17 protein-coding genes and 1 pseudogene are annotated in these 17,350 nt (G+C 59.9%); 13 read left to right on the forward strand and 5 right to left on the reverse strand.

Annotated elements, in window-relative coordinates; genetic code table 11:
- Window positions 1–96: 96 nt before the first annotated feature.
- On the reverse strand, window positions 97–1,143 hold the full coding sequence (gene ocd, locus ACEN8Z_RS16110; protein ID WP_495594839.1) for an ornithine cyclodeaminase: 1,047 nt from the start codon (window positions 1,141–1,143) through the stop codon (window positions 97–99).
- Between the two features lie 631 nt (window positions 1,144–1,774).
- Between ocd and ACEN8Z_RS16115 the strand changes: the two genes are divergently transcribed.
- The 6 genes from ACEN8Z_RS16115 (at window position 1,775) to ctlX (ending at window position 6,543) form a co-directional block, all read left to right on the forward strand.
- A complete protein-coding gene (locus tag ACEN8Z_RS16115; protein ID WP_495594840.1) occupies window positions 1,775–2,554 on the forward strand; it encodes a transporter substrate-binding domain-containing protein in 780 nt (259 codons plus the stop codon).
- Between the two features lie 58 nt (window positions 2,555–2,612).
- Window positions 2,613–3,338: an ABC transporter permease gene (locus tag ACEN8Z_RS16120; RefSeq protein ID WP_495594841.1), complete on the forward strand. Its 726-nt coding sequence runs from the start codon at window positions 2,613–2,615 to the stop codon at window positions 3,336–3,338.
- Entirely contained in the window at window positions 3,335–4,045 is a 711-nt protein-coding gene (locus ACEN8Z_RS16125; protein ID WP_007997303.1) for an ABC transporter permease, read from the forward strand. The genes ACEN8Z_RS16120 and ACEN8Z_RS16125 overlap by 4 nt, the downstream gene beginning before the upstream one ends.
- Window positions 4,046–4,101: 56 nt before the next feature.
- Window positions 4,102–4,863, forward strand: a complete 762-nt coding sequence (locus tag ACEN8Z_RS16130; protein ID WP_007986657.1) for an ABC transporter ATP-binding protein — start codon at window positions 4,102–4,104, stop codon at window positions 4,861–4,863.
- Window positions 4,864–4,875: 12 nt separating this feature from the next.
- Entirely contained in the window at window positions 4,876–5,355 is a 480-nt protein-coding gene (locus ACEN8Z_RS16135; RefSeq protein WP_007974731.1) for an Lrp/AsnC family transcriptional regulator, read from the forward strand.
- A 252-nt stretch (window positions 5,356–5,607) separates the two neighbouring features.
- On the forward strand, window positions 5,608–6,543 hold the full coding sequence (gene ctlX, locus ACEN8Z_RS16140; RefSeq protein WP_495594842.1) for a citrulline utilization hydrolase CtlX: 936 nt from the start codon (window positions 5,608–5,610) through the stop codon (window positions 6,541–6,543).
- 108 nt (window positions 6,544–6,651) lie between these two features.
- Here the strand turns inward: ctlX and gfa are convergent, their stop codons facing one another.
- The 3 genes from gfa to ACEN8Z_RS16155 form a co-directional block, all read right to left on the reverse strand.
- Window positions 6,652–7,230, reverse strand: coding sequence for an S-(hydroxymethyl)glutathione synthase (gene gfa, locus ACEN8Z_RS16145; protein ID WP_495594843.1), 579 nt, complete (start codon window positions 7,228–7,230; stop codon window positions 6,652–6,654).
- A 302-nt stretch (window positions 7,231–7,532) separates the two neighbouring features.
- Window positions 7,533–8,426 (reverse strand): allantoinase PuuE, encoded by an 894-nt coding sequence (puuE, locus tag ACEN8Z_RS16150; protein ID WP_495594844.1) that lies wholly within the window; start codon window positions 8,424–8,426, stop codon window positions 7,533–7,535.
- Window positions 8,426–9,298 (reverse strand): GNAT family N-acetyltransferase, encoded by an 873-nt coding sequence (locus tag ACEN8Z_RS16155; protein ID WP_495594845.1) that lies wholly within the window; start codon window positions 9,296–9,298, stop codon window positions 8,426–8,428. Before ACEN8Z_RS16155 ends, puuE begins: the two co-directional genes overlap by 1 nt.
- A gap of 225 nt (window positions 9,299–9,523) precedes the next feature.
- Here ACEN8Z_RS16155 and ACEN8Z_RS16160 point away from each other — a divergent pair, with 225 nt between their 5' ends.
- The 5 genes and pseudogenes from ACEN8Z_RS16160 to ACEN8Z_RS16180 form a co-directional block, all read left to right on the forward strand.
- Window positions 9,524–9,892, forward strand: a complete 369-nt coding sequence (locus ACEN8Z_RS16160; protein WP_495594846.1) for a DUF2092 domain-containing protein — start codon at window positions 9,524–9,526, stop codon at window positions 9,890–9,892.
- Window positions 9,893–10,156: 264 nt separating this feature from the next.
- The gene (locus ACEN8Z_RS16165) at window positions 10,157–11,500 is read left to right on the forward strand and encodes an MFS transporter (RefSeq protein ID WP_495594847.1); all 1,344 of its coding nucleotides are present in this window, start codon (window positions 10,157–10,159) and stop codon (window positions 11,498–11,500) included.
- A gap of 19 nt (window positions 11,501–11,519) precedes the next feature.
- Window positions 11,520–12,731: a benzoate/H(+) symporter BenE family transporter gene (locus ACEN8Z_RS16170; RefSeq protein ID WP_495594848.1), complete on the forward strand. Its 1,212-nt coding sequence runs from the start codon at window positions 11,520–11,522 to the stop codon at window positions 12,729–12,731.
- Between the two features lie 46 nt (window positions 12,732–12,777).
- The gene (locus tag ACEN8Z_RS16175; RefSeq protein WP_495594849.1) at window positions 12,778–14,046 is read left to right on the forward strand and encodes an OprD family porin; all 1,269 of its coding nucleotides are present in this window, start codon (window positions 12,778–12,780) and stop codon (window positions 14,044–14,046) included.
- A gap of 485 nt (window positions 14,047–14,531) precedes the next feature.
- Window positions 14,532–14,933, forward strand: a pseudogene (locus tag ACEN8Z_RS16180) (methyl-accepting chemotaxis protein); the annotation flags it as partial.
- Window positions 14,934–14,954: 21 nt separating this feature from the next.
- Here ACEN8Z_RS16180 and ACEN8Z_RS16185 read toward each other — a convergent pair.
- Complete coding sequence (locus ACEN8Z_RS16185) at window positions 14,955–15,182, reverse strand: DUF2790 domain-containing protein (protein ID WP_116263752.1); 228 nt, start codon at window positions 15,180–15,182, stop codon at window positions 14,955–14,957.
- 120 nt (window positions 15,183–15,302) lie between these two features.
- Here ACEN8Z_RS16185 and ACEN8Z_RS16190 point away from each other — a divergent pair, with 120 nt between their 5' ends.
- Both ACEN8Z_RS16190 and ACEN8Z_RS16195 read left to right on the forward strand, forming a co-directional pair.
- Complete coding sequence (locus tag ACEN8Z_RS16190) at window positions 15,303–16,247, forward strand: LysR family transcriptional regulator (RefSeq protein ID WP_495594850.1); 945 nt, start codon at window positions 15,303–15,305, stop codon at window positions 16,245–16,247.
- Window positions 16,248–16,364: 117 nt separating this feature from the next.
- A complete protein-coding gene (locus ACEN8Z_RS16195) occupies window positions 16,365–17,141 on the forward strand; it encodes a hypothetical protein (protein ID WP_495594851.1) in 777 nt (258 codons plus the stop codon).
- Window positions 17,142–17,350: the final 209 nt, after the last annotated feature.

Below are 17,350 nucleotides of genomic sequence, written 5' to 3' on the forward strand. Positions count from 1 at the left end.
TTGAAAATAACGACGCTGGGTTTTTGCTGCCCCCCCTGCGTTGGGGGGGGGAAGCCGAAGGGGCCGCCAGGTGAACACTTAGAAGTACGAGTGGTATTAGGCTCGAAGCCTTACATCGTCGTTTGCTGAAGGCAGCAGCAGCGAGAACAGGTTCTTGGGATCCTGCAGCTCTGGCACCAGCTGGATGTCGCTGCCAATGTTGAGCGTTCTTGCAACATCCAGCACATAGCGCAAGGCGGAGTAGTCCTCGATGGCGAAGCCGACCGAGTCGAACAAGGTGACTTCCTCGGCATGCTGGCGACCTGGGGTCTGACCAGTGATGACTTTCCAGAATTCGATAACCGGAGAGTCGGCGGGCATCTGCTGAATTTCCCCTTCAATTCGGCTTTGAGGCTCGTACTCAACCATGACTCGCGCACGCTCCACGATGTCCCGGTGTAGTTCAGTCTTGCCGGGGCAATCGCCGCCCACTGCGTTGAGGTGCATCCCGGGCTCGATCATCTCAGGCGTTAAAATCGTTGCGTAGGCCTTGTCGGCCGTGACCGTGGTCACGATATCGGCGCCACGTACGGCTTCAGCGACGGTTTTGGCGACAGTCACCTGTAAGGCGGGATAGGCCCGCAGGTTGGCTACCAGCTTCGCCGTTGCCGCAGGATCGATGTCGTAGAGGCTGATTTCAGTAATACCCAGCAAGGTATGAAATGCCAGGGCCTGGAATTCGCTCTGTGAGCCGTTGCCGATAAGTGCCATTCGGCGACTGTCCGGTCGGGCGAGGTAGCGGGCCGCGAGCGCAGAGGTGGCAGCGGTGCGAATGGCGGTAGTCAGCGTCATTTCACTCAGTAAAACAGGCTTGCCGGTATCGACGTCTCCCAGTGCACCAAACGCCATGACCGTCAGCATGCCATTGTGGGTGTTTTTTGGATGTCCGTTGACATACTTGAAGGCGTAGAGCGAGGCATCAGACACGGGCATCAGCTCGATGACACCCTCCGGCGAGTGGTTCGCCAGGCGCGCGCATTTTTCGAAATCCGGCCAGCGTACGTAGTCTTGACGGATGTACTCGGCCATTTCGGTCAGGCACCGAGGCAAGCCTTTTTCCTGGACGAGACGGCTCAGATCATTGACGTCAATGTAACGGGTCATATTGGGTTCCTTTGGGCTTTTTTTTGTGTGCCGGTCTGGACGACCTTGCGCTTTGGCGGCTGAGACTCAGGAGGCGGTCCATGTGTTTGCAACGGACCTATTGTCGAGGCAATGGCGAGAAGATTTCGGCCAATACTGACCCTGGACACAGCGAGAGAAGTCGAAAAACAGAGGGCGCACAGCGGAATCGGCCGAGTGACACTTACCAGTCGCACCTCGCTCGCACGGCTCAAGCGCGATGTGCTTCACGAAGCATCGTTATGCAAATAAAGAACGCCACAAAGACATTCGCATTTCCTGTTCCGCTCCCATCAAGTGGAGAAACAGTGACTTGGAGCAGACGACAGAATCGGCTGTAAAAGTCCGTCGTTCAGCACAGGCACGCTGTTTGAGCGTAGGGATACGACACCAGCACCCTCCCGGCAATTGGCATTCTGGCGGTCCGTTTCAAGCGCTTGTTGATCGCTGTTTGAGATGGAGTGCAACTCCGACGACTGGCTGCTTCCAGTCGAATACAACAACAAAAACGGCTGCGGTGAAGACCGCATCGACTCTCTGCCCCTGTCAAAAAAATGTGGTCCGACGCAGGCGCCGGATCGCGATAAATCAAAATAATCCGGGACTCTAGAAGATGAACATCAAATGGCTGACTTTGCCGGCACTCGCGTTGCTCTGCTGCACCACGGGTGCCAGTGCCAAGGAATGGAAGGAGCTGCGATTTGGCGTCAACCCAAGCTATCCACCTTTTGAATCCACCACGGCCGATGGCGGGGTTCAGGGCTTCGGCGTGGATCTGGGCAATGCAATATGTGCCGAGCTGAAGCTCACCTGTGTGTGGGTCAGCAATGACTTCGACGGGCTGATTCCGGGGCTCAAGGCCGGCAAGTTCGATGCCATCGAATCTTCGATGACCGTTACCGACGCGCGTAAAAAACAGATCGACTTTACCGATCGCCTGTACGCCGGACCGACCGCCATCGTTACCCGCAAAAACTCCGGACTGCTGCCTACCGCCGAGTCGCTGCGCGGCAAAACCATCGGTTACATGCAGGGCACGATTCAGGAAACCTACGCCAAGGCCAAACTGGCGCCGGGCGGGGTGAAACTGCGGGCCTATCAGAATCAGGATCAGGTCTATGCCGACCTGGTATTTGGCCGTCTCGATGCGTCGATCCAGGACAAGCTGCAAGCACAGATGAGCTTCCTGACCTCGCCACAAGGGGCCGAATTCCAAAACAGCGAAGGCATCAGTGACCCGTTGGTGCCGTCAGAGATCGCCATTGGTGTGCGCAAGGACAACGAAGAGCTCAAAGGCATGCTCAATGCCGCCATCAAGGCCCTGCACGACAAGGGCATCTACGCGCAGATCCAGCAGAAACACTTCGGTGATCTGGACCTCTACAACAACTGATCCCCGCGCCCCGGTCGCTGAAAAACATCGCCCGGGGCGCCTCAAGCAGGTGACTGGCGTGAACTCCTTCCTGAATATTCCGGGGCTCGATCTTTCGGCCCTGCAAGGCTATGGCCCTTTGTTGCTGCACGGCACCTGGGTCACCCTCAAACTGTCGGCACTCGCGCTTTTGGTGAGCATGGCGCTGGGGCTGCTCGGCGCGGCGGCCAAGCTGTCGCCCCTGAAACTGCTGAATATACCGGCAACCTTTTACACGACGCTGATCCGTGGCGTGCCCGACCTGGTATTGATGCTGCTGATTTTCTACAGCCTGCAAGGCTGGCTCAGCGCCCTGACCGAGGCCATGGGCTGGCCCTACATGGAAATCGACCCATTCGTGGCCGGCATCATCACCCTTGGTTTTATCTACGGGGCGTATTTCACCGAGACCTTTCGTGGAGCGATTCTCAGTGTGCCTCGCGGTCAACAGGAAGCCGCCGCGTGCTTTGGCCTGAACCGTTGGCAGCGCTTTCGTTTCGTGGTGTTCCCGCAAATGATGCGTTTCGCCTTGCCGAGCCTCGGAAACAACTGGCTGGTGCTGCTCAAGGCTACGGCGCTGGTATCGATCATCGGTTTGTCGGACCTGGTCAAAGTCGCGCAGGAGGCCGGCAAAAGCACGTTCAACATGCTTGATTTCCTGTTGCTGGCGGCAGCGCTTTACCTGCTGATCACCAGTGCTTCGAACTACGTTTTGCGCGTGCTGGAACGGCGCTACAACCAGGGTGTACGGGGGATGGCGCGATGATCGAGTTGATTGCCGAATACTGGAAACCCTTTCTGTTCAGCGACGGCGAGACCCTCACCGGGTTGGCCATGACCCTGTGGTTGTTGGTGGCGAGTATTGCCATGGGGTTTTTCCTGTCGTTGCCCCTGGCGATCTTGCGTGTCTCGCGCTGGGGTGTTTTGCGTTGGCCGGTTCAGCTGTTTACCTACATTTTTCGCGGCACGCCGTTGTATATCCAGTTGCTGATTTGCTACAGCGGGATCTACGGCATTGCAGTGGTCCGTTCACAGCCATTGCTCGAAGCGTTTTTCCGCGATGCCATGAATTGCACCTTGCTGGCGTTCACCCTCAACACCTGCGCCTACACCGTGGAAATTTTCGCCGGAGCGATCCGCAGCATTCCCTACGGTGAAATCGAAGCGGCCCATGCCTATGGCCTCAGTGGCTGGCGCCTGTATCTGCAACTGATTCTGCCTTCGGCGCTGCGCCGCGCGCTGCCGTACTACAGCAACGAAGTGATCCTGATGTTGCACGCGACTTCGGTGGCGTTCACCGCAACGATTCCGGACATCCTGAAAATCGCCAGGGACGCCAACGCCGCGACCTTCATGACCTTTCAGGCCTTCGGTATTGCCGGTCTGCTGTACCTCCTGCTGTCGTTCGGGCTGGTCGGTGCGTTCCGCCTGGCTGAGAAACGCTGGCTGAGCTTCCTGGGCCCGGCCCACTGACTTCCATTCTTTATCCAGAGTGGCGCCGATCAGTGTGCCGCTCCAGGAGTTTTCGCATGTACAAACTCACGGTTGAAAATCTGTATAAACGTTTTGGTGACAATGAAGTGCTCAAGGGCGTCTCGTTAAACGCGAGGGCAGGGGACGTGGTGAGCATGATCGGTGCCAGCGGTTCGGGCAAAAGCACCATGCTGCGCTGCATCAACTTTCTGGAACGGGCGGACGAAGGCGCCATTGCTCTGGATGGCGAGCGAGTTCTCACCCGTCAGGGCGTTGGCGGCATGCGAGTTGCCAATCCAAAGCAATTGCAGCGTTTGCGTACGCGACTGGCGATGGTGTTCCAGCATTTCAATCTGTGGAGTCACCTGACCGTGCTGGAGAACATCGTGCTGGCGCCATGTCGGGTCCTGGGCATGAGTCGCAAGGCTGCTGAAGAAAGCGCACGGGCGTATCTGGACAAAGTCGGCTTGCCGCAACGGGTGGCCGATCAGTACCCGGCGTTTCTGTCGGGCGGGCAGCAACAACGGGTGGCGATTGCCCGTGCCCTGGCGGTGGAACCGGAAATCCTGTTGTTCGACGAGCCAACCTCGGCGCTCGACCCGGAACTGGTGGGTGAAGTCCTGAAGGTCATTCAGGCGCTGGCCGAAGAAGGCCGGACCATGTTGATGGTGACCCACGAAATGGGCTTTGCCCGGCAGGTCTCCAGCCAGGTGTTGTTCTTGCATCAGGGCCGGGTCGAGGAGCAGGGTGATGCTACGATACTCGACCGACCGAACAGTGAACGTTTGCAGCAATTTCTATCGGGTCGTTTGAAGTGAGGCAAGGCGTACATGGCGGATATCCGCGATCTGTCGATCGTGCTTGATCGTATCGATCAGGCAATCATTGAAGTGTTGCGCCACGAAGGGCGCATCACTTATCAAAAGCTTTCCGAGCGCGTACACCTGACCCCCAGGCCGTGTCTGGAACGGGTACGCAAGCTGGAACAGCTTGGGGTCATTCGCGGCTATGGCGCGATTCTCGACGAGAAGAAGTTGACGCCTGGCTTGTCGTTGCTCGTGTTGGTAGCGTTGTCGAACCAGAGTGGACGCGCGGCGCAAAAGGCCTTCGAGGCCAAGGTCCGTGCCTGCCCTCAGGTGCTGGAATGTCGCCTGATCAGTGGCGCATTCGACTACAGCCTGCGCATGCGCTGCCGTGACATGGAGCATTACCGGGTGTTGACCGAAGTCTGGTTTGACGACCCGGATCTGCACATCGACAAACTGGTCAGCCACCCGGAGCTGGCGATGGTCAAGACCACGATGGAATAGGCATCAAACGCAATTCAACCTGTGGGAGCGGGCTTGCTCGCGAAAGCGGTGTGTCATCCACATCAATGTCAACTGACACACCGCTTTCGCGAGCAAGCCCGCTCCCACATTTGGTTTGTGGTCCTTGCCGAATCGGCTGAAGGAGTCTGAATCTTCAGCCGTTTTCATCAGCGCAATAGCCGTTATCAACCGGGTTTTTTCCGCCTCGAAACAGACAATGAGCCTCTCTCGACCCTCATTGAGTCTGTGCCCATGCAAACCACCAATACGGTTTTAATGATTCGCCCGACACGTTTCTCCTTCAACCAGGACACGGCGGCGAATAACCGCTTCCAGCGTCCGGCAACCGTTGCGGAAGACGTTCAACTCAAGGCCCTTGCCGAGTTCGATGGCTATGTCGCCGCGTTGCGTCGGCACGGCGTTGAAGTCCTGGTGCATAACGATCGCGAAGCGCCGCATACCCCGGACTCGATCTTCCCCAACAACTGGTGGAGCAGCCACCCGGATGGCACCCTGGTGCTGTACCCGATGCAGGGCCACAACCGGCGTCTGGAACGGGACAAAGGGGTACTCGACGGGTTGCTGGGCGAATACCGGGTCGAGCAGGTGCTGGACCTGTCCAGCCTCGAAGAGCAGGAGGTTTTCCTGGAGGGCACCGGCAGCATGGTCCTGGATCGGCAACAGCGGATCTGCTACGCAGGGTACTCGACCCGCACCCACGCCCGGGCACTGGATCAGTTGGTCAGTCATCTGGGCTATGAGCTGTGTGCGTTCAACGCGGTGGACCGCCAAGGCGTGCCGATTTATCACACCAACGTCATGATGAGTGTCGGCACCCGCCTGGCGGTGGTTTGCCTGGCATCCGTGCCTCAGCCGGGCGAACGTGCGGCGCTGCGTAACCGACTCGAAACCAGCGGCAAACAGGTCATCGCCTTGAACTGGGCGCAGCTGGAGTCCTTCGCCGGCAATATGCTGCAAGTGCACAACGCAGCGGGCGAACCGCTGCTGGTGATGTCGCGCACCGCCTGGCAATCACTGGACGCCGACCAGCGTCGCTTGATCGAAACTCACACTACGCCGTTGCCGGTGAACATCGACACCATCGAGCGCATCGGTGGCGGTAGCGCTCGCTGCATGCTGGCCGAGGTGTTCCTGCCCAGGCATTCGTCCACGTTGGTACAGAACTGAAATAATCCGTTGTCTTAATGACCACAGCCCAGCTGATTATGTGGGGCGCACAACATCAAAGATGAATCGGAGCCGCGGTCCGGAAAAGAAACCGCGGCGACCGATCAATCAGGCGGCGGGGAGCAGGCCTTTCTGTTTGGCGACATGAGTCGCCAGTGCGTCCATCAAGTCCGGGGACAGGCAGTCATAGGGTTCCAGGCCGATCGAGCGCAGGCGCTCGCGGATAGCCTTCATTTGCGCTGGCGGTGTGCCGGTTTCGATGATGGAGGACACGAACGCCGCGAATCCCGGCGCAGCCCATCCGCTCTGTGGCGAAAGCTCGGTGTGGACGAAGTCCAGGCCATAAAACGCATGGTCCTTGTTCTCGATGCGCCCGAAGAGATGGGCGTGACACTGCTTGCAGGCGTGGCGCTGGATGGTGGCGGTTTCGTCGACAATCTCCAGCTTTTCGCCGTGGGCAATGACGCTGACCTTATCTCGAGGCACCACGGCGATGACGGCGAATGTCGCGTTTTGTGGTTTCCAGCATTTGCTGCAGCCGCACGCGTGGTTATGCATGGTTTGTGCGTCGATCCTGACCACGACCTTGTCGGTCGCACACAGGCATTGCAGGGTGCCACCTGCGAAATTCGCGGCGGCGGGTTGAATACCATTGTCCAGTGCAGGGTGAAGTTGCAAGGTGCTCATGCTGGCGTCTCCGTTTCAGGGTGTCAGACAAAAGTGCCTGGGGCCGTGCCCCAGACCGGTAGTTCATCGGAACTCGATGACGGCGCGGATCGATTGGCGTTCATGCATCAGATCGAACCGCGGCGGATTTCGAAAAGGACACAGTGCATAAACGAGTGACCTCCTTCGGTGTGACCGGTCGGTTACCCAGATCAAGAATAGTCTGCGTTGACGCCTCGAGCGCGGCTCGGGCCAGCGCACGGGCGAGTGTGCCGAATGTTGATACGCCTGCGTGGCTCAGACCGTTCCGGACCCCTTGCCAATCAGGCGGGGAATCGGGCTATCCAGTGCCTGGCAATCTCTTCGCGCCGGCAGATCCACACCGCGTCGTGGCCTTGCACGTAATCGAGAAAGCGTGCCAGCGCCATCGCTCGACCAGGATGGCCACTGATCCGCCCATGCAGGCCGACGCTCATCATCTTCGGGTGTTGCGCGCCCTCCTGCCACAGCAGGTCGAAAGCATCCTTGAGCAGCCGGAAGAAGTCTTCACCGCAGGCGAAACCGTTCGGCAGCAGATAGCGGGCGTCGTTGTTGACCAGTGTGTAAGGGATCACCAGGTGGGCGGGCGAGCCCGGGAGCCAATAGGGCAGATCATCGTTGTAGGCGTCTGAGCTATAGAGAAACCCGCCTTCCTCACGCAACAGGCGGCGGGTGTTCTGGCTGACCCTTCCCGTGTACCAACCTACGGGGCGTTTACCGCAGATCTGCTGGATCACGTCGAGGGTGAGGCGGATATGGCGCCGCTCCTGGTCTTCTGGCATGTCGCGATAGTCCAGCCAACGGTAGCCATGCCCGGCAATCTCATGCCCGGCAGCGCAGAGCGCATGGCCAATCGCCGGGGTGAGTTCCAGTGCCCGGCCGACGGCGAAGGCGGTCAGCGGCAGGCCCCGGTCGCTGAACAGCTGCAGAATGCGCCACACACCTGCGCGCGATCCGTATTCGTACATGCCCTCGACGCTCAAGTCCGGTTCCCCCACACGTGGCGGGCGGCCCGGCAGCTCGTGAAGCCAGGCCTCCGACTGTGCATCGCCATTGAGGATGCATGATTCCGCACCCTCTTCGATGTTGAGTACGAACTGGAGCGCGACGCGCGCCTCACCGGGCCATTGCGGGTGGGGTGGGCAGCCGCCATAACCGATGAGGTCGCGAGCGGACATCAGCCGAGCTCGAAGGTCGTGACGCCGAACACACGTTCGTGCGCGATCGCCGGAGGAGGGCCGAGGTACATGCGTGCGCAGCCGAACACCTCGATCATGCCCTGTTGGTGCACGAGCGCCATGGCGGCGGGGTTATTCTCCGGGACATCGAGAAACAGCGGGCCACCCTGCGCAAATTCCGCCAGGCGCGCGTAGAGGGCATTGGCTGCCAGGGCGTCATCGGCGAACAAGGGGCCGATCTTGTAGCCTTCCAGGCAACGCCTTGCTACGCCATAGCCGCTTAGCCTGCCCTCGCGCCGGCAACCCACGGCGAGTGCATCGGCTTGGGCTATCCACCCGCTCAGGAAGGTTGCGCGCGCGGCGGGGAAGCAGGTGCGGTCGTAATCGACAACCTGATCGAACGGGAAGGTGGTCAACGGGACGATGTCCAGGTCGTCTACCTGCGAGGTCGCCGGACGTTCGGTGATCTCGGCACGAAAACGCAGGTTGCGATGGGAGAAAGCGAAACCACCCTTGGCGTAGTAGTCCTGCATCGCGAAGACGCCGTCCATGCCGATGCTCGCGCCTGGGCGCAGGCGGGCGAGGAGTCGCTCGCGGCGTGCGTGCCAGAGGGTATTGCCCAGACCTTGACCGCGATATTCAGGCCGGACGATGAAAAAGCCCATGAAACCGAATTCGCCATTGTAGGAGGTAATGGCACCGCCGCCGATCAACTCGCCGCCCCGGGACGCCGCGATGAAGGCGGCAGGGTCCGTAGCCCAGAACAGCTCGGCATCGTGAAGGCCGGGATTCCAACCCTCACGGGCAGCCCAACCGACGAGCTCGTCCAGTTCGGCACGGGTCATGTTGCGTATGACCAGCTGATTCGACACCGCGAAGTTCTCCTCACTCGCTAATCGAGCGTGTGGTCCATCCCCACTCTGAACCCTTTCGGTATAGCTTCAACCGAAGTATTGATCCAGCTCGTCCCGTCACCTGCAGAACATGTTCGTCGCCATTGAACTTGCGCACGACCAGGTCTGGATCGATCACCCGGCAATACGGATGGCCGTTCAACACGTGTCCGAACAGGCCTACGCCTTTGCGCCGTGGCGCAAGTGGACGCGCCACCGACCATCGATGCGACGCTCGAGGCGGCATATCAGCGAGCGGCGTTTTACTTCGGCCAGTCCACGGTCGTGGGCGATACCACCACCGATGTCATTGCATACACCAGTGACACTGTGTTCACGCAAGCCTGGATCGGTGTGCAAGACAAGTTGCCGCGCATGCTGCGCGCGGTGTTTCGCGATGATCCGCAGCAGTCCCGGCATCAGGTTACCTTCAGCGACTGGAAACTCGGTTCGACGATGCCAGCAGACTTTTTCAAGCCAGAGCACACCGAAACAGCGCAGCGGATTCAGTTTTCCCCACCGCCAGACATGCGCGCTCCGCAAGGGGTTAAAGAACCGTTGGCGAAACCCTGAGCGAGGAGGCTGGACCATGAATCGATCAATCTTCATGCCGGTCACTCCGATATCACCCCCTGCACAAAACGGATAGCGATCTGCGCAAAGCGGATATTGCCACTGTGGCGGTCTCAATACCCTTGAGTTGCATCCTGCGTAACAGTGCTGTGCATGGCACGCAACAATGCGGCCGCCATCGGCGGACCGTTGCCTGCACCGCCCACAGCCGCACGCTGAAACGCCAAAACGAACAATAAAAAATAACAACAAGAGACCCATGCCATGCGAAAAATCGATGTACACGAGGTTATCGACAACGCACGCTTCAACCGCTTTCACTGGATGGTATTGTTCTGGTGCGCCCTGATCATCATCTTCGACGGTTACGACCTGGTGATCTACGGGGTGGTCTTGCCGACGCTGATGAAAGAGTGGGGGCTGAGCCCGCTGGAGGCCGGGGCGCTGGGCAGTTATGCGCTATTTGGCATGATGTTCGGTGCGCTGTTTTTCGGCCCGCTGTCGGACAAGATCGGGCGCAAGAAAACCATCACCCTTTGCGTGATGCTCTTCAGCGGCTTCACCGTGCTCAATGGCTTTGCCACGAGCCCCACGACCTTTGGCATCTGCCGGTTCATTGCCGGCCTTGGCATCGGCGGGGTAATGCCCAACGTGGTGGCGCTGATGAACGAATACGCGCCGAAGAAAATTCGCAGCACCCTGGTCGCCATCATGTTCAGCGGTTACTCGGTGGGCGGCATGCTCTCGGCGGGCCTGGGTATCGTGCTTATTCCCAGCTTTGGTTGGCAGGCGGTGTTTTACGTGGCTGGGCTGCCGTTACTGCTGCTGCCGTTGATCATGTATTTCCTGCCGGAGTCAGTGGGTTTCATGCTGCGTCAGGGGCGCACCGAGGAGGCGCGCAACGTACTGCAGCGCGTTGACGCACACTACGTCGCACAGGCCGGCGACACCCTGCACATGACTGAGGTGAAGGGAACTGGCACCCCGGTGCTGCAGCTCTTTCGCGAAGGCCGCGCCATGCGCACGCTGATGCTCTGGCTGGCGTTTTTCTGCTGCCTCTTGATGGTCTACGCCTTGAGTTCCTGGCTGCCGAAACTCATGGCCAACGCCGGTTATAGCCTGGGCTCAAGCCTGTCCTTCCTGCTGGTGTTGAACTTCGGCGCGATTTTCGGTGCGGTGGGCGGTGGCGTATTGGGCGACAAGCTCAACCTGCCACGGGTGTTGGCGGTGTTCTTCGCCATTGCCGCAGTGTCGATCACCTTGCTCGGCTTCAAGAGCCCGACCCCTGTGTTGTACCTGCTGATCGCTATCGCCGGCGCCACCACCATCGGTTCGCAAATCCTGCTTTACGCCTGTGCTGCGCAGTTCTACTCCATGGCCATTCGCTCCACGGGGCTTGGCTGGGCGTCGGGGATCGGCCGTAACGGTGCCATTGTCGGCCCGTTGTTAGGCGGCGCGTTGCTGGGGATCAGTTTGCCGCTGCAACTGAACTTCATGGCGTTCGCCCTGCCGGGTGCGGTGGCCGCGATCGCCATGACCCTGTTTGCCATCAGCAACCAGCGAAACGCCTCCAGCGTTAGCGCGCCGCTGTCTGCGGCCAAGGCCTGAGTCCACAAGGAGCTGTTAGATGAAAGGCTTAATGCGTGACTTTTCGCTGTCCGCTGCGGTTGCAGGCTTTATTGCCACGGTGATCTCGTATGCGGGGCCCCTGGTGATCATTTTCCAGGCGGCGGACACCGCGCATCTGCCTCGCGAACTGCTGTCGTCCTGGGTCTGGGCGATCTCCATTGGCAGTGCGCTGCTGGGCATCGGCCTGAGCCTGCGTTACCGCGTGCCGATCATCATTGCCTGGTCGGCACCAGGCTCGGCCCTGCTGGTGGCGTTGCTGCCGGGCATCTCGATGAACGAGGCCGTCGGCGCCTATTTGCTGAGCAGTTTGATTATCTTCCTGGTCGGCATTTCGGGCGCCTTCGACCGCGTTATCAGCAAGCTGCCCGGGGCCATCGCGGCGGCAATGCTGGCGGGGATTCTGTTCCGTTTCGGCACTGGCCTGTTCGTGTCATTGCAAGGCAAGCCCGGGTTGGTGCTGGCAATGTTCGCCACCTACCTGGTGTGCAAACGGCTGCTGCCGCGTTACGCGGTGATGGCAGTACTGGTGGTGGGTTGTGCCATCGCCATGTTCACCGGCCAATTGCACAGTGAAGCATTGGTGATCGGCCTGGCGACGCCCGTGTGGATCACCCCGCAGTTCAGCCTTGGGGCAACCTTGAACGTCGCCTTGCCGCTGGTGATGGTGGCGCTGACCGGGCAGTTCGTGCCGGGCATGGCGGTTTTGCGCGCCTCGGGTTACACCACACCGGCCAGCCCGATCATCGCCTGCAGCGCGCTGGGCACGGCGTTGTTGGCGCCGTTTGGCTGCCACGGCCTGAACCTGGCGGCGATCACTGCCGCCATCTGCACTGGCCGCGAGGCCCACGAAGACCCGGGCAAACGCTATGTCGCCGGCGTGGTCGGCGGCCTCTGTTACCTGGTACTGGGCATCTTCGGTGCGACCCTGGTGTCGTTGTTCGCGGCCTTCCCCAAAGAGTTGATCGCCGCCCTGGCGGGCCTGGCCCTGTTCGCTGCAATTGCCGGTGCCCTGGCCAACGCCATGGCTCTGCCCAGTGACCGCGAAGCGGCGCTGGTGACGTTCCTTACTACCGCCTCGGGCATGTCGCTGTTCGGCTTGTCCGCCGCGTTCTGGGGGCTGATTTTCGGCATGGCCGCGCATCTGTTGTCGAGTGCGCGCCGATCGATCCCTGCAACCTCAGCCAACAGCGCCCGGGAGGTGGCGCGCTGACCTGCATTCGCCACGCCTCGTTCATAACAACAATAAGAGCACACCAATGAAGCCAACTATTCATGCAACTCGTACGCTATTGTCCATGGCTGTCGCCTTGGGTTGTTCCAGCCAACTGATGGCCGCCGAGGGCGGTTTTATCGAGGATGCCACCGCCACCTTGCAGGCGCGCAATTACTACTTCAGCCGGGACTATTCGGACATTGTCGGCGCTAACCGGCAGTCGAAGGCCGAGGAGTGGGCCCAGGGCTTTATCTTCAACGCCAAGTCCGGTTACACCCAAGGGCCGATCGGTGTCGGCGTCGATGTCATCGGCCTGCTCGGGCTCAAGCTCGACAGCAGCCCGGACCGGGTCAACACCGGCCTGTTGCCGGTGCACAGCGATGGTCGCGCGGCCGATGACTACAGCCGCCTGGAAGGCACGCTGAAGCTTCGCTACTCGAAAACCGAACTGCGCGTCGGCGAGCTGCAACCCAACTTGCCGGTGCTGGTTTTCAGTGACATCCGCCTGCTGCCGCCCAGTTACCAGGGGGCGAGCATCACCTCCGGCGAGATCAGTGGCCTGACACTGCAAGGCGGCCATCTGAGTTCCACTCACCTGCGCAATGAGGCCGGCGACGAGAAGATGCAGGCCATGCTCGGCTACGTGCCTCAGCGCCAGGTCAGCAGTGACGCCTTCAACTATGGCGGCGGCGATTACGTCTTCAACGACAAACGCACCAGCGTCAGCGCCTGGTACGGGCAATTGGAAGACATCTACCATCAGGGCTTCCTGGGTCTGAAACACAGCGAGCCCGTGGGCAGTTGGATCGTGGGCGCCAACCTCGGCTATTTCGACGCCAGGGAGGATGGCAAGAAACTGTTGGGCAACATCGACAACCAGGCGTTTTTCTCCCTGCTGTCGGCCAAGCACGGCGGCCATACCTTCTACATCGGCTACCAGGGCATCTACGGTGAAAGCGCGTTCCCTCGGGTATTTGCCAACATCTCGCCGCTGGGCAACGAAGTGCCGACCTATGAGTTCGCCTCCACCGACGAGCGCTCTTGGCAGGCGCGCTACGACTACGACTTCGCCGCCCTCGGCGTGCCGGGCCTGACCAGCACCGTGCGCTACATCACCGGCAACAACGTCGACACCGGCAAGGGCTTTGAAGGTAAGGACCGCGAGCGCGACCTGGATCTCGGTTACGTCGTGCAAAGCGGCACCTTCGCGGGGCTAGGCATCCGGGTGCGCAATGCCATGGCGCGCTCCAATTACCGCACCGATATCGATGAGAACCGACTGATCCTGAGCTACACATGGACGTTGCTGTGAGTGATCCGGGGGTGAGTATGAGCAATAAAGTCTGGGCGCGATTGGCCCTGGTTGCCGCTGGCGGAGCAGTTTTGCTGCTCGCAGCCGGCAACGGCATGCACTTGATGTATGCCGGCATCATCGACGTGTTGCTGTTGGTGGCGGCAGTGCTTTATCACCGTCAGCCAGTGCGGGTGGTCGAAGTGCTCGTGCAGTGGGAACCCGATCTCGTGATGTCCAGCGCGCCGGTCCCGCTACTGTCACTACCAGTGGTCGAGCCAGTTTGGCCGGGCGCGCAAGTACAGGTGGCACTCGCACACTTGACTCAACTGGTGCAGCAAACCGAGGACGACATGCGCGTTGCCGACCAGCTGGCGCGTGGCGCGGGCGAGCGGGTACAGGCGAGTGCCGTGAGCATGCAGTCTTCGGCTGCCGTGCTTGGGGATCTTGATCAGTATCTGCAGCGCCTGGATCAGGTGTTCGATGAGCTGGGCAACCAGTCGGTACGCATCGGTGCGATTGTCGGCAGCATCCAGGACATCGCCCGGCAGACCAATCTGTTGGCGCTCAATGCCGCGATCGAAGCCGCGCGGGCCGGTGACCACGGCCGGGGTTTTGCTGTGGTGGCAGACGAGGTACGCAATCTGTCGCGCCAGGCAGCGGACTCCAGTGCGCAGATCCGGCAGATCGCCACAGGTCTGGAAAAGTCGGCACAGGATGCCCGTCAGGGCCTTGAACAGCTTACCGATTCGACGCGTTTGGGCCTGGACAAGGCCGAGGTCGCGTTGCAGTCGATGGGGGAGTTACGCAGTGGTGCGGTTGCCAGGCTGGAAGTGGTCGAACGCATCATGCAGCGTTTGGCCAGTTTGCACGAGTTGGCACTGCAGGCAACCCGGATAGCGGTCTGAACAATGTGGCTTGCCGGTCTCTCAAACGCCCGAACAACTGCCCATCACCTGGTAGGTCAACTTGTGGGTTTGACCCTGGTGGTCGATGTAAACCATGGTCGCCGGTACGACTTCGCATGCAGTCGAGGTATCGGATACAAAGATGACCTTCGCGATATCCAGGGATGGAGTTGTTGTGGCCGGGTTGCTTTCGGCGGCCATGACGGCGGTTGTGGTCAGGGCCAACAGTACGCTCAACAAGGTCTTCATGCTTTTTTTCTCCGTGGTGTTTTGATGGGTCAATTCTATTCTTCTATGGGTTTGGTTAAAGAGGGCTGTACTTGATGCAGCGTTACACTGGATGCAACAGTCATTGCTGCCGGAGGGTTCATGGACTTGCTTAACAGCCTGCGGGTATTTGTGCGTGTAGCCGACGCAGGCAGCTTTACCACCGCCGCACAGGCGCTGGACTTTTCCACGGCGCAAGTCTCTCGGCTGGTGGCTGATCTTGAGCAGCACGTGCAGGCTCGTCTGCTGCAGCGCACCACCCGCCGTTTAAGCCTGACCGAAGCCGGTGAACGCTTCCTGTTGCGGGCACGGCAAATACTTGACGACATGGCCGAGGCCACCGCAGAAGCGCGTGGCGCTCACCTGGAGCCCGTTGGCCGGTTGCGTCTGCACTGTTTGACCGGGCTGGGCGTGCTTATGACGCCACTCATTGCCCGCTACTGCGAGCTCTATCCGGACGTGGTGGTTGAGTTGACCTTGTCGCAACGCAACCCCGACCCCCTTGAAGACGGGCACGATGTGGTCATCTCCATTGCCCAGGAATTGGCAGATTCACAATTCGTTGCCCAAGCGGTAGGGCGCATCTTCAGCATGCCTTGCGCATCGCCTGCGTACATCGCGCGCCGGGGCCTGCCCACTCACCCCGAACAACTGCATGAACATTGCTGCCTGCGCATGGTCGACCCGTTGTACGGTGATGAGTGGGTCTTCCGTGACGAACAGGGTGAGCACGCAGTGGTTCCCGGCAAGACCTTCCAGAGCAACGTTGCCGAGGCGATGGTCAGTGCATCGGAGGCCGGGATGGGCATCAGTCTGCTGCCTTTCTACACCGCAACCCGGTCGCTGCGTGAGGGCACGTTGTTGCGCTTGCTGGGCGACCACCGGCTCAGGGAGCGGAATGTCTATGCACTCTATCCTTCCAGGCGTTTTCTGGATGCCAAGGTGAGGACCTGGGTGGACTTTCTCAAGGCCGAGTTGCCCGGGCTTTTTTCCAGGCATGAGGTCATAGCGAATGATGTTCGGCACTGGGGAGTGGCCATGGGGTGAACATTGCTCGGAACGTCAACACGACATCGAGTTTGGCGACCTGATACACAAACTGTACGATCGCCATTTCGGACTGCCGGTACTGCCCAAACACAACGCATGACAAAGGGAATATCAATGCATCAAGTTGCGCAACGTTATCTTGGCGTATGGAAGCGGCGTTTGATCCAGCATCGCTCAGGGCGTTCGGACAGTGAAACGGCCGTGTATTGGCTACAGACACCACGACTGTTTGCCGACCTGCGAATCCCCCCCAATCCGCTCCCAAGTCTGGCGCTCGAGGAGCTCAGCCACTCTCAACATCTGGCGTTGTGTGAACAGAAAGGTTTCGCCGGGGTGACCCGGATCGACGCCGACATTTGCCAATGGCATCGCAAAATGGACTATCAGCCGGTCAGTGGCGCTGAAGACATTGGTCGCATGCACTTTGAAACCAGTGAGTGTCTGATCGAAACCGCGCTGGACGAAAGCTACTACGAAATATGGGAACGCTTGCCCGACTCTCTCGGCGCTTGTCGTGGCCAATGGTTGCAAGCGATGGATGATCCATCGCGTCAGGGCTGTCTGCTATTGGCCGGGGATTATTTTCTGTTCGCCGCCAACCGCCCCACACCGCTGACACCGGGCACTCATTTGCGCGAAAAGTTCAGCCAACCCGAAAGCTCAATAAACCCTGCTTCCCTGTTTGCCTGCGAACTGTCTTTTGGCCGGCATCACGCCGGAGAAACCCCGTGGAAAATCGAGTGCTCAACGCTCCCCGCCAAAACCGGCCAATGCCTGCTGCCATCATCGGTGGACCCGTTTGCCCCGGATATTTTCGCCAATGAAGCCGTCATGTCTTCACTCGGCACATTCATTCCAGCTGGCGGTTGGCGCTGTGCGCCTGATCCGTGACATACAGCGGCCCCGCGCTATCACCCTGATGCCGATCAGTTAAGCCAAAACGCGATCCATGTAGCAGCTGGCGAAGCCTGCGTTCGGCTGCGCAGCAGTCGTAAAGTCAGTCATTGCGGTACGTCAGGCAGGCCGCGTCAGCAGGGTTCACGACTGCTTCGCAGCCGAACGCAGCCTCGCGGGCTCGGCAGCTGCTACAGATCGCATTA

The organism is Pseudomonas sp. Pseusp10 (assembly GCF_059492225.1).

Coding starts and splice junctions, on each gene's coding strand:
- ACEN8Z_RS16175 (WP_495594849.1), top strand. CDS start 12,778: ATGAAGCCAACTATTCATGCAACTCGTACGCTATTGTCCATGGCTGTC.
- ACEN8Z_RS16130 (WP_007986657.1), top strand. CDS start 4,102: ATGTACAAACTCACGGTTGAAAATCTGTATAAACGTTTTGGTGACAAT.
- ACEN8Z_RS16165 (WP_495594847.1), top strand. CDS start 10,157: ATGCGAAAAATCGATGTACACGAGGTTATCGACAACGCACGCTTCAAC.
- ACEN8Z_RS16115 (WP_495594840.1), top strand. CDS start 1,775: ATGAACATCAAATGGCTGACTTTGCCGGCACTCGCGTTGCTCTGCTGC.
- ACEN8Z_RS16125 (WP_007997303.1), top strand. CDS start 3,335: ATGATCGAGTTGATTGCCGAATACTGGAAACCCTTTCTGTTCAGCGAC.
- ACEN8Z_RS16195 (WP_495594851.1), top strand. CDS start 16,365: ATGCATCAAGTTGCGCAACGTTATCTTGGCGTATGGAAGCGGCGTTTG.
- gfa (WP_495594843.1), bottom strand. CDS start 7,230: ATGAGCACCTTGCAACTTCACCCTGCACTGGACAATGGTATTCAACCC.
- ACEN8Z_RS16190 (WP_495594850.1), top strand. CDS start 15,303: ATGGACTTGCTTAACAGCCTGCGGGTATTTGTGCGTGTAGCCGACGCA.
- ACEN8Z_RS16170 (WP_495594848.1), top strand. CDS start 11,520: ATGAAAGGCTTAATGCGTGACTTTTCGCTGTCCGCTGCGGTTGCAGGC.
- ACEN8Z_RS16135 (WP_007974731.1), top strand. CDS start 4,876: ATGGCGGATATCCGCGATCTGTCGATCGTGCTTGATCGTATCGATCAG.
- ACEN8Z_RS16185 (WP_116263752.1), bottom strand. CDS start 15,182: ATGAAGACCTTGTTGAGCGTACTGTTGGCCCTGACCACAACCGCCGTC.
- ctlX (WP_495594842.1), top strand. CDS start 5,608: ATGCAAACCACCAATACGGTTTTAATGATTCGCCCGACACGTTTCTCC.
- puuE (WP_495594844.1), bottom strand. CDS start 8,426: ATGTCCGCTCGCGACCTCATCGGTTATGGCGGCTGCCCACCCCACCCG.
- ocd (WP_495594839.1), bottom strand. CDS start 1,143: ATGACCCGTTACATTGACGTCAATGATCTGAGCCGTCTCGTCCAGGAA.